Source organism: Bradyrhizobium sp. UFLA05-125, assembly GCF_059803515.1.
Genome location: NZ_JBANBJ010000083.1, coordinates 26311 through 38429 on the forward strand (window position 1 = coordinate 26311; position 12119 = coordinate 38429).

The following is a 12119-nucleotide window of genomic DNA, read 5'->3' on the forward strand; positions in this document are numbered from 1 at the left end:
TGATCAAAACTCGACGGCGAATTTGAGTTTGGCGCGATTGCGCTGGAACTCGGCGAGATTGAGCGAGAACGGGGTTCCTACTTCGCGACCCCATACCTGCGTGTTCCAAGCCGCGGTCATGAACATCTTCGGCGTGAATCGGACATAGAGCGTCGGCCCGAGCATCACGGCATCGCCGGTAAAGGCCGAGAGCGCGAAGTCGTCGTAATGGCGCAGATACCAGACTTCGCCTCCGATCACGACATTCGGCGTGACGCGCAACGACAGCGCCGCGGAGCCGCCGAGCTTGGTTTCGCGGATGGTCTCGTCCAGCAACGTGTGGGTGTATTCGGGCTCGTATAGCAAGTTGAACCCAGCATACAGCCGGTTTCTCACGAGCTCGAGGTCGGCATTGAGCGTGGTCTCGAATTCATAGTTGTGGACCCGCTCGCCGCTTGTCTCATCGACGAGCCGCACCGTCGGCTCGAATGCCAGCGTCACGGACAGCGGATTGTTCGACGTCCGCTCGAGGGCGAGGTAGCGGAATTCGCCAAACCCGCCGCTGAATGCCACCTGGCGACGATCGTCGAGATCGGTCACGTTCCGGATATCGTGGGTCGATCCAAGCGCCCCAAACTCGATTTGCACGAATTGAGACGGGGTGAATTCGAACTCGTACTTGGTCTCGGTCGCGTTGTAGCGTCCGTCGCGCTTGCCGAATCGGCCGATCGTGTCGGTCGTGAATTCCTTTTCGCCTTCGATGCCAATGCCGGTACCGGTGGTGAACCCGAAAATGTATTTTGTCTCGATCTCGTGCCAGGAGGTTGCGTCCCAGCTGGTTGCGTCGTCGGCGCGCGCAAATCTGCCGAGGCAGAGCAGCGCAATGAACGCGCACATCAGCGTGCTAGAATGCCGCGCACATCGGATTGCGTCGCGCATGCTTGTGACCTCTTGCCCATTCGACGGCATTAGATAAAATGGCTTGCAGCCTCACAGCCAAAAAGAATCCTTCTAAGCTGGAATGATTCTAAGCCCGTTTCGCATCGCGGTGCGCAAGCAAGTCCGCTTCTGGGCGATCGCCCTCCACTGATCCTCTTGATCCTTCTCGGTCGCACCCGGCTCTATACCTTCACCCATTCGATATCTGCGTCCAAATCCGAGGGGACAGGTCAATTACGTTCTCGTAGTAGAATAGGATATTAGAGCGAGCAACACTTCGCACGCAAGCTGCTTGTTCGTCGGGCCTTTTATGGCAGCACCGAGTCGACCTGGGCGCACGCGCTCTATACGTTCCTAGTAACGTACCATCTCCTGAACAAGTTCACAGACGCGGGGCTCGCTCGTGACCTGGAGGCCTTTCAAAAGATACGAATGCGCCTTCAGGAACTGATCTCTATCTCCAGTGGAGTGTTGGGGATAACGGGTCCTGAGCTCGACTACTTGCGTACAGTAAAGCTGCCCTAAATTCAGGTTTGAGCTGAACGGTGGCCTCGTCAGTTAAGCTGTATCACCGGCTCTCACCCATTCGACGCTATCACGCTGGTGCCCTATCGTCACCGAGCCACTAGCGGCACGTGTATCATCCGCCGATACGTCTCTCCGTTCTACGATACAGCCCACAAGGCGCCGGCTCGCGACGATTTCGACCGCAGCCAACGTGACTGTGGGGTGAGAGGCCTCGACCATGCCCCGGTCGCCGAGTGGCCAACGTAAGCGAAAACGCTACAAGGAGCCCTCGCATCATTCGCCGTCAAATCAAGGCAGAGCCAACATAACGGCGAGCGCAGCCTCGCCGTTTCCCGGACCGGCCGACGCAAAATAGAGCGCAGCAGGCGCGAGGGTCGCTTTCGGGGAAAAGCAGACATCGAGCGGCAGGCGCGCTGCTGCTGGGGCATGACCAATTCTCCAAAGAGACTGCGCAAGCCCGGCTGTACGATTTCGTCTGGGCCACGAGGAATTCGCTTCGGCCCATTTCGACTAAGCTTGAAGCAAGGCCCCCACGCGGACTGTGTGCCCGAAAAGAACTGAAACTCGCGCTCTCGTCGTCGCTGCAGTCGCAACAGGCGCAGCCTTCGGCGGGGTCCCCTTGAAGACGAAGCGGCGCCGGGCTTCGTGATATGAGGGATTGGCTCCGAAGAAATTGACCTTCATGCGCTCCAACTCTTCTGCACGATAGTTCGCCAGCGGCTTGATACTTTCGTCTTCCATACGCCCCTCATGCTTTTTTCGGAGGAGAGCGCGAAATTCCGGGTTTGCGGCGAGGAGCCTGGCGCGGTCTCTTATCTCTGCTTCAAAGCTTCGCGCGTCTTCGCCGAATACCTCGTCGAGGAAACCGATATCGCGCGCTGCCCGCGCTCCGATTGGTTCACAAGCTTGCGTCAGCTTCAGAGCCCGCGCTTGCCCCACTCTCTTTGGCAGCAAGTATGTCCAATATTCCGATCCATAAAGCTCGCCCATACCTCTGTAATGCGGGTTGAGGACGACTCCCGAGGCCGAATAGATGCGATCCGCCGCTAGTGCCAGCATAGCGCCGCCAGCTCCAGCATTGCCGCGCAACCCGGCGATGACGAGATGGGACATGGTATTGAGGATCTCGAGGATTAGATCGTCGATCGCGTTTATGTTGCGCCAGGATTCCTTGGCCGGGTCGTTGCTCGCCTCAATGACGTTGAGATGGATGCCGTTAGACCAGAAATCGACGCCGCCGAGCAATACGATGACTTTCGTCGGCCGCGAACGCGCGAAGAGAAACGCGTCGCGTAATCTATAGCACTGGGCAGTGCTCATCGCGCCATTGTAGAAGTCAAAGGAGAGGTAGCCCACATTACACTCTTCTTCATACACGATCTCGCGGAATGTGTGGTGGTCGGTGGGCAGGTTGATCGCAAGTGGAGCTTCGGGTACCCCACGCAACAGCGAGCCCAACACCTGCGTCGCTGGCAACTTAATCCCAGATAAGGAGCAAAGAGGCGAATTACATGATCGACGCTCGAAATTCGAATGTACAGCAAGGTACTCTGCCTTCTGGGGCGCGTCTTCACCCTTCGCTTTGAGATGTGAAATCCATACGGCGCCGTCGATCGTGCCGATGCAGATTGCTCCGTCGCGTCGCGCGATAATCTTGCCCGTCGGACCTTTGAGACGATCTTCAACATGAGCGCCATAAAGAAAGCACGTTTTTCCAAGCAGCGTATCGAGCACCCCGGGGGTGCTGTCCGCGGCGCTTATTTTTGCGACAATCTCCATCGTCGAATTCCGGCTCCAGTCAATCGCGCGATCACTTTGGCACATCGTCGGCCGCCAGCGGCCGATTACATCTGCGCCACTGTAGTCAAGCGGTTCTGGCCTGAACTGTCGCAACTGGAATTTTTCAACAGCCTCCAGGACTGCCCGCACGGCCGCTTTGGTGACCTGCCGGCGGTACACGCTGCTTTTGGCAATCGAGGAGTCGGAGAGCGCAAAGTTGCGCGAAGCCCAAATCGCGCCCGCGTCCATTTCCGCCGTCGCCTGCAGGACCGTCACGCCCCAAATCATCTGTCCCGTCATGATTGCCCAATCCAGTGAGGACGCGCCGCGGTCGCCTTTCACGCCAGGATGCACGACCAAACAGACGTGTTTGGACCAAATGGCCTCGGGAATCTTTCGTTTCAGCATAGGCGCGATGATGAGGTCGGGCGCGTGTTGCCCGACGGCGTCAAGCATCGCCGATTCGCTGATGGCGAGTGCGACATCGACAATATGTCCGAGCTCAGTCAATTCAATAGATAGTCTCTGGCTGAGACTGTTATGCGCTGTGGTGAGAAAAAGTATTTTCATCGGTCCAGCTTAGGCGTCGAGCCGTCTCCTGTTCGCCAATTAGTGCCGAAAGCGACCCGGCCCTCTTGGCTACTTCATAACAAATGCTTCGAGCGCAATGTGAGGAAGTTCACAGTCCCGAATGTTCCAGCTCGATCAGCCTTGGGGAAAATCGCTGCGCAGCCTCGGACGCATCCCGGTCGGGCGCCTCCGAATGGCGGCCAATCAACGGCCCATAGCCACCGCCCAGTCCTGCCATGACGCCCGCGCTGCATGAACCTGTCACGGCCGCCAGACCAAGCGGATCGCCGCCAGGACGTCCGAGGCCACGAGCCCCTCCCGAGATTCGTGCGCTGCGCCGGTCTGACGACCACGTTCCTCAAGCCGCTGAGATCGAGCACTAGCCCGTCGCACAGAGCGCGACCGGCCCAATCGAGCTCACCGCCACGCACCGACAGCGAAAGATCGGCAGAACGAGCGGCTGCGATTGCCAATTGAATGTCCTGCAATGTACGGCAATGAACCACAGTGCGCGGCATGCAGCCGACCGGCTTCGCCGTTGCAACCGCGTACCGAGCATCGCCCGGCCCGGAACGCGGCCGCCAAGCTGTCCAGTGAGTCCTCGCAATGCGCTTTCGATCAGATCATTGGCAGCGGCACTCCGGGCCCGGCTTCATCGCCGGCAGGGTCAAAGAAGAAACTCAAGTTGAATCTTGTTTCCGCCAGCGTGATTCCTTTTCCCAACGGCGTGCACCGCGGTCTGCGAAGCCTTCCATTAGGGCCCTTGCCGTCGCGATCGCCGACCGTGAGCTATTCACGATATCTGCACGTTTAATTGATTGCTCTCAGGCCCATCTAAAGGAAAACTCATTCCCATCTAAAAGTCTTGGAGGCGTGCCGGTTGCATTATGCGAGCGGAGAAAAGGGGGACCTAACCTCTTCGAGTGATGGGTCACCATGAGCATGCTAAACAATACTACCGATCTATCCGCGACCCCGTTTATGGTTCGGAGGTCAATAAGACTTCTCACGCGCGGCATTTTTCGGATCGTGAATAACTTTATCGCTGCCATTATCGCGCAGCGCGAACGCCACGCAGCCCTGACCATTCTGCGGAGTCTTTCGGACCGAGAGCTGAGGGATATGGGGCTCTCTCGCTCTCAGATCGCCGGTGGTTTGGCCGATGCCGCAAAGGACCGAGCGCGGCTCCAAAAGCTAGCTAGACGGACATGACTCAGGACCGGCTTTGAGTCGGCATCTCACTCATTCGACGCTATCACGCTGGTGCCCTACCGTCACCGAGCCACTAGCGGCACGTAGTGTTCGAGCTCAGGATCCGGAAAATGCACGCTCCGACCGAGCTCCGCAGAGCGATAGAGGCCCATGAGCATTTCCATAACCCCGACTCCGTCATCGAACGTGACGCTGCTCGGCCGCGCCGACGCAAGCGAGCAGTCTAGTTCGTTACGAATTTCATGCGTTTTCCGTCGATTGCTCCGGACGCCGACCGGCCGCGCTGGTAGCGTTGCCCCGCGTGAGAAGCGAGCGTGCCGCCGCCGCCACATCGGCCTGACGCATAAGACTCTCGCCAACCAAGAAGGTCGACATGCCCAGGCGTTTTAGCCTAGCCAGATCGTCTGGGGTGAAAATGCCGCTTTCACCGACGATCAGCCGCTCCTTTGGGATCAGCGGCGCCAGCGCCTCACTGGTGGTGAGAGTGGTTTCAAAAGTGCCGAGATTGCGGTTGTTGACGCCGATCATCGGCGAGCGGAGTTTCAGCGCGCGATCGAGTTCGGCGCGGTCATGGATTTCGATCAAGACGTCCATGTTGAGTGCGAGCGCCGCGTCCTCGATCTCTTTAGCTGCAGTGTCATCGAGCGCGGCCATGATGATCAGGATACAGTCGGCGCCATGCGCTCGCGCTTCGACCACCTGATAGGTGTCAAACATGAAGTCCTTGCGCAGCACCGGCAGATTAGCTGCCGCGCGCGCCGCAACCATGAAATCGAGGTGCCCCTGAAATGACGGAGTATCGGTTAGCACCGACAGGCAGGTCGCGCCCCCAGCCTCGTAGGCTTTTGCCAGCGCCGGCGGATCGAAATCGGCGCGGATGAGCCCCTTGGACGGCGAGGCCTTCTTGATCTCGGCAATCAGCGCATATTCGCCGGCAGCATGACTCTCGCGGATCGCCCTGACAAAGCCGCGCGGTGGCTGCGTCGCCTTGGCGCGTGCCTCGATTTCGGAAAGCGGATTCGCGCGTTTGGCCGCGGCGATCTCCTCGCGCTTGTAAGCTTCAATCTTCTTCAAGATGTCTGACATCAGTACCCAGGTTGTCGACGGTACGGTATTCAAAGATCGGCGCTTCGCAGGCCGAGTACAAATCAAGCGTTATTGACGCAAATTTACATCTTAGGCAGTCCGTAATCGTAGCCAATCGTAGGAGCCGATGTGCCGCGACATCGAAGGTGCCATCACAGACGCTCCTTTCGCCTTGTTGCTCACATACCCGCCAATCCCCGGAAGGTAGTACCCGACAATGCCATGCCGCAGATGGGCATTCCCCCGAACGCTGCCAGCCACATCGCAGCGCTTTTTTAACGAAGTAACCCATGAGCGACGCCGCGGACCATCAGGCGATATGCTCTTTAATTTGATGTGCATCTGCCACGCCGATCTGGAGCGACGGCTGATTGCAGCGGAGATCCTCTTCGTCGCGGCATGGTTCCCCAACGCGGGCGGCTGCATCGCACCTCGTCTTGTTCGGTCTATGGCGGCGTGCGGCGACAAGGCGCCGTGGCTATGGCGACCAAGACCAATTGCACGACAAGAAACAGCAATCGGTACCGGTTTTCGCCATTGTCAGTCACGGGCCTGCCATATCCGCCAAGACCAAGCGAAACGCGAACGCGGAGAAGAATCTCGTTCGTTCGCAATAGGACGAGCCTCCAAGTGCGGTTTTTTTCTCTCGAATTATTCCGTTCATTGATACTAGGTCTCTCCCAGAGAACCGGGCCAGAGGAGCGTCACTGCATAACATTCTCAGGGGCTTCACCCGTTATCTTTCCAACGGTGAACTACCTGCTGCGACGGAAGAGCGAGTCCTGTTTCTAGAGCCGCGAGACGCTTTGATTTAGCTAAATGAGCATCCAGAAGAGCGCGGATCATTCTGGGTGTGAGCTGGATCATCCATACCGGGCAAGTACCAGGAGACCGGTGGCCAGGGTTCGGCGAATGGAACTTGCTTGAGTGTTGCCCTTTAGCCACCTGCACTCTGCTCCGAATAGGTAATCTGGGGTTTTCGGAGTATTGCTTATGTTCGATGTTTATCTCAGCGACAAACGTGTTCTACTCGTCGTGAGGAAAGGATTTCCCATACCGCTCGGTGGCAGATCGGCTAGATGGCGCAAAAGAAACAAGAAGGTCCCCAAAGTCAGTGACGAGATCGCGTCAACCGTTCAGAGGCAAGGCTATTACATGCGCAAGCTGCGTGACGTTGAGCCTGTGGCACCGGCTTAGTTGCTATCGCTAGGCGCGATCCACGCGCTATTCCGCGTGATCAATCGCTTCGTCGGCAACCTGCCCCCGATGCCCGGCGTCTTTCCTGCCACAAGCGGCTGTGAGCAGATGCGAGAGCTAGCGTCGCGGCGTTCGTCCGCGTATACGGTCGAAGCCCTGCTTGATCGCTGCGAAGCGCTTGTCGATGAACGGTTCGTGCTCAGTATCGGTGAAAATGTAGGGCCAGTCGTTTTCGATGGCCTCGCGAACCAGTTCGCCCACATAGAGCGGATCAATGCCGTTGTTGATCCGGTTCTGCAATGCCTTGATGAACTCGGCGCGGGGTCCTTCTGTCGGCGGAGGGTCGCCGACAGCCCCAGCAAATCGCTGCGGTACGTTTCGCCGAGAGTTCATGATCTGCGTGCGGATGACGCCCGGACACAGAACGGATACCCCAATCTTCCTCGGCGCGAGTACGTTACGCATCCCCTCGGACAGCCCCACCACTCCATATTTGCTCACATCGTACGCCAGACTTGGTCCCGCAATTAGTCCGGCGGCGGACGCTGTGGAAACAACATGACCTCCTTCGCCGTGCGCTTCGATCAGCGGACCGAAAATCTCGAAGCCCCAGATCACCGACATCAAGTTGACGCCGAGAACCCAGTTCCAGCCTGCATCAGTCCACTCACCATAGGTGCCGCCGCCGCCCACGCCCGCATTGTTGACCAATATATGGATTCTGCCATACCGCGCGATGGTCGCGTCAGCTGCCGCCTGAAGTTCGCCTTTGAGCGAGACGTCAGCTTTCACGCCATCGACGTCGACGTTGGTCCGTGTCTTCAGGTCCGCGACCGCTTTTTTCAGCGCCTCTTCCTCGATATCGCAGAGCATGACCTTCACACCCGCCTGGGACAGCGCGGTCGCGATGCCCAGTCCGATCCCCGAGGCAGCGCCTGTCACGAATGCGGTCTGTCCAGCCAAGTCTCTCATGCGCTTTCTACCTTGCTTTCACTCAACAAATCGGCCCGGCCAGACTGCGGCGCCGAGTGCCGCAATGAACGCGCGTCGTTTCATGTTCTGCGCCCCTGCGCCCAGCCTAGAAATAACCGATCGCAAATTTCAAAATAGCACATTGGAAACCACTGCATAACGAGGGACAGGGTCGGTTTTGGGAAGGCTCCACTCCGACGATGACCCCTCGGGGTCATGTTCGACCGACTCTGCAGGGGGGGGCGGCCGCCGTTCGATGTCTGCTCTCCCCGAAATCGACATACTTACTGGAGGCAACGAGATGACGCGAAGGGCCCCAGTGTGGACGGCTCCGCGTTGGCAAGAAGGCATTTTGCAGCTTGGTCTGAGCAGCCATGTGTTGGGCCTGTTAGTGCGGTACTCATGACCCCTTGGCATAATGTCCTCCGCGGATCAGGTCCCGGTCAAAACCTTGCATTCGAATGCTGTAGCCCATGCGGGTTGTCATGATCGCCGGATCGACTGGCGCTGCACTACGCGCTTTTCGCCCTCCCAACCGTTACGTCACACCGGAAGTCCGGCGCCATAGCTTACGCTGGAGCGCGAGGGTTCCCTGTACGCTGACCCCTGGCCATCATGGCAGGATCTTCAAAAGTGGACATTAGGCCGGGAACCTCCGGCACGCTGCGGGCCTTTACGCTTCCATCTATCTCGGGCACGCCGTGAAGAGGGCCAAATACACGCTGAGTGGTTGTCGCGACCTCATCGTCGAGGACGAACACGTTTTAGCAAGTGATCTGGAAGTGGTGCTCAAATCTCAGGGCGTGAGCATCGCACACTAACCGCTGCGCAGACCGGCAATGAGACGAGAACGGCTACAACCGCCGCAAAATAGAAGGCGATGCATGTTTAATCTCTCCTGATCGAGAAGGACAGGTATTTGATCAGCGTGGCCGCTCCCAACGCGAGCACGATCGCAACCAGGACAGAGATCAGCCCCACGCCGCCTATCGTTCCGGACATCAGATCGTAGATCATCGCTCACCTCAAGCCGTAATTTCGTTACAGCCACATTCGCCCGCTCGGATAGTTGTGGTCTGCCTACGGCATTACGCGGCGCAGCTTCAATAACGATCGTCTATCAGCTCTATGGCGAGAGGTGATTTCCCTCGCCGGCGTTGCAAGGTCATTCTCATCGGGTGGTGGAGAGTCATCTTTTACACGGACACGAGTTACCGTGAGGATTCAAGTCCGCAGCCTATGCTCGCAATTGCTGATCCTACCGCGGTTGCGACTGCGGCCAACTCGTCTGCTGCGCCGATCAATGGCACGTCGAGGCGGCGGTACAGCCGTGACGACGGACGTGCACCATGGGGTGGGGGTTTGTCCCACATATAATGCGTACCGGGGCTATGCCGCCTATAGTTCGTATTGGGGCTATCCGCCCCTTAATTCGTATTGGAGCTATCCGACCTACTACTATCGCGGCTTTCTCTTACGGCTGGTGACTAAGGCTGGTGGTGGCTGGTGTGACATGGAGCAAACGAGGATGCATGCTGAAATGAACAAGCCTGCTGAGCCCGAGCCGGTCACTCCACGAGATGTCGCGTGAGCAATCTAGCGAACTGGCTCTTCCTTATCGGATCACTGTGCTTTGTTCTTGGTACAGTGATCAACATGCTTCCAGCTTGAGGAAGACCAACATGTATTTGAGGGAGAAAGCGCTCGCGGCGATCGACATGACGGTCATGGTAGAGGTTCCATGTCCGCTCGAGTGACGGGCTTTGCCGTAACCGAGGCGAGAACCGAGGAGAAATCTATCATGAAGGCGATCGTTGTGACGGACCAGGCTGCGGGAACGTCCGGCATGAAGGTGGTGGAGCGGCCCGAGCCGCAGGCGGCGATAAACGACGTCATCGTTCAGGTTCATGCGTCGGGATTCACCTCGGGTGAGCTGACATGGCCTTCAACCTGGACCGATCGCCTCGACCGTGACCGGACGCCGACGATTCCTGGCCAGGAGCTGGCGGGTGTGGTCACCGCTCTTGGCTATGGCGCGACCGGGCTATTGGTGGGACAGCGGGTGTTCGGTCTCTCGGACTCATATCGCGGCGGCACCTTGGCGGAGTACGTAGCCGTTGGGGCACGCAACCTCGCGCCGCTTCCCGGCGACGTCGACTTCGCGGTGGGTGCGGCCGTGGCGATGCCGGGCCTGACCGCGTGGCAGGGACTGTTCGTGCACGGCCGCCTTCAGGCGGGGCAGAGCGTGCTCGTGCACGGCGCGGCCGGTGCAGTCGGATCGATGGTGACGCAGCTCGCACGAGAGGCCGGCGCCTACGTCATCGGCACCGGACGCGCTGCCGACCAACAAAAGGCGCTCGACTTCGGCGCTCAGGAGTTCGTCGACCTCGAGAACGACGTTCTCGAAGACGCTGGCGGAGTCCATCTGGTTTTCGATGTCATCGGCGGCGACATGGGAAAGCGGTCCGCAAGCCTGGTTCGGGCCGGAGGAACGCTGGTAACCATCGCCGGACCGACCGAGGCTCGGCCCGCCGACGGTCTGGCGATCGACTTTGTTCTCGTGCCCGATCGCGCTCAACTGAGTGAGATCGTCGAGCGCGTGCGAGACGGGCGACTCCGTACTAACATCGGTAAAATCGCGACCCTCGATGATGCCGTCGCCGCTTTCAATCCGACCAAGCGGATCAGCGGGAAGACGATCATCCGAGTTCGTCCGTGAGGAAACAGAGAAGGCGAGCGGTTCTCCTGTCCCACATGGATTGTCGCGTCTGCGCGCCCGCCGGGCTTACCCATCCGTCCCACTGGTTCTGAGCTGAACTCCACGATCGTGCTCGGCGTCTAGGGATCCGCTCGATGAGCACACAAGACCAACGCGGTTATCAAATGTTTCCGGTGCTCGATGCGGCCCGGGTCCAGACGGCGCTGCAATTCGCTAGCGGGCCGGAGCTGCAGTTCGCGCCTGGCGAGATCGGTATGACCACGCCCAGCGGGACGCCCCTTCCTGGCTCGTGTTGTCGGGCTCGGTCGACATAACCCGGCGCAACGGACTCGACCGCAAGGCGCCGATCGTCACATTCGGCCCGGGCCAGTTCACCGGTGAGGTCAACCAGCTCGCAGGTCGCCCCACGATCACTTGCGCCCGCGCCGGGGAACAAGGAGCCACTGCGCAACTTTTCGACGCAGCGCACCTGCGCGCGCTGATGATCGGCTCGGCCGAGATCGGCGAGACGATTATGCGCGCGACGCTGATCCCCGCCTCGTCGGCCTGATCGAGGAAGGCGCCGCGGGTGCAATCATCATCGGAGCGCACGACTTTTCCGCCGTCGTTCGACTGCAGGGCTTCCTCGCCCGCTTGGGCTCACTACCAGTTGCTCGACGCGTGCGGCTACGGCCAAGGCCAACGCTTATAGAATGGTTCGGCGTGACACCCGACGATGGGCTTCCCCACCGGCATCTCGGGCGATCTAATGACGAGATGATTATTGCGATATAATTGGGAGTTAAACTTTGGGTGGCTATTCGATTTGTCCTAGCGATCTAGGACAACGTCTTTCCCCCGCCGATCCCGTCCGCGAGCACGGGACAACGCATCCGACGGTTGACGACGACTTCGCAGCCCCGCGCAGACAGTAACGACAGGATAAAAAACTAGTGGCGGGGTCGGATTGTAAGGCGAGCGGTCATTTAGGTCGGTGGAGTCGGTACGCCATGGCGCTGCTTTCTACCGCGCGATCCGAGCGATCGGCCTAGATGTAGATCGGACGGGCCGTCCCCCCGACTACCTCGCGGGAGATCACGACCTCTTCCACACCTTCCAGGCCCGGCAGATCGAACATGGTCTCGAGCAGGATCGCCTC

Annotated in this window: 9 protein-coding genes and 1 pseudogene; 3 read left to right on the forward strand and 7 right to left on the reverse strand. The window is 59.0% G+C overall.

Translation table 11 applies throughout. The features are described 5' to 3' along the window. Positions 1–3 precede the first annotated feature (3 nt). From SO156_RS39430 to SO156_RS39440, 3 genes are all read right to left on the reverse strand, one after another. Positions 4–918, reverse strand: coding sequence for a DUF6662 family protein (locus SO156_RS39430; protein WP_498538534.1), 915 nt, complete (start codon positions 916–918; stop codon positions 4–6). A 1038-nt stretch (positions 919–1956) separates the two neighbouring features. Continuing rightward, entirely contained in the window at positions 1957–3795 is a 1839-nt protein-coding gene (locus SO156_RS39435; protein WP_498538535.1) for an enoyl-CoA hydratase-related protein, read from the reverse strand. A gap of 74 nt (positions 3796–3869) precedes the next feature. Further along, positions 3870–4313, reverse strand: coding sequence for an FAD-binding protein (locus SO156_RS39440; protein WP_498538536.1), 444 nt, complete (start codon positions 4311–4313; stop codon positions 3870–3872). Positions 4314–4776: 463 nt separating this feature from the next. On the opposite strand from SO156_RS39440, the gene SO156_RS39445 reads away from it, so the two are divergent. Further along, positions 4777–5007 (forward strand): YjiS-like domain-containing protein, encoded by a 231-nt coding sequence (locus SO156_RS39445; protein WP_498538545.1) that lies wholly within the window; start codon positions 4777–4779, stop codon positions 5005–5007. 62 nt (positions 5008–5069) lie between these two features. Here SO156_RS39445 and SO156_RS39450 read toward each other — a convergent pair. The 4 genes and pseudogenes from SO156_RS39450 to SO156_RS39465 form a co-directional block, all read right to left on the reverse strand. Then, a pseudogene (locus SO156_RS39450) lies at positions 5070–5195 on the reverse strand (gfo/Idh/MocA family oxidoreductase); the annotation flags it as partial. Between the two features lie 52 nt (positions 5196–5247). Continuing rightward, positions 5248–6093 (reverse strand): indole-3-glycerol phosphate synthase TrpC, encoded by an 846-nt coding sequence (gene trpC, locus SO156_RS39455; RefSeq protein WP_498538537.1) that lies wholly within the window; start codon positions 6091–6093, stop codon positions 5248–5250. 1314 nt (positions 6094–7407) lie between these two features. Continuing rightward, entirely contained in the window at positions 7408–8262 is an 855-nt protein-coding gene (locus SO156_RS39460; protein ID WP_498538538.1) for an SDR family NAD(P)-dependent oxidoreductase, read from the reverse strand. A gap of 888 nt (positions 8263–9150) precedes the next feature. Then, the gene (locus SO156_RS39465) at positions 9151–9279 is read right to left on the reverse strand and encodes a hypothetical protein (RefSeq protein ID WP_498538539.1); all 129 of its coding nucleotides are present in this window, start codon (positions 9277–9279) and stop codon (positions 9151–9153) included. A gap of 784 nt (positions 9280–10063) precedes the next feature. Between SO156_RS39465 and SO156_RS39470 the strand changes: the two genes are divergently transcribed. Continuing rightward, the gene (locus SO156_RS39470) at positions 10064–10981 is read left to right on the forward strand and encodes an NADP-dependent oxidoreductase (protein ID WP_498538540.1); all 918 of its coding nucleotides are present in this window, start codon (positions 10064–10066) and stop codon (positions 10979–10981) included. A gap of 292 nt (positions 10982–11273) precedes the next feature. After that, entirely contained in the window at positions 11274–11531 is a 258-nt protein-coding gene (locus tag SO156_RS39475; RefSeq protein WP_498538541.1) for a hypothetical protein, read from the forward strand. The last annotated feature ends 588 nt before the right edge of the window (positions 11532–12119 follow it).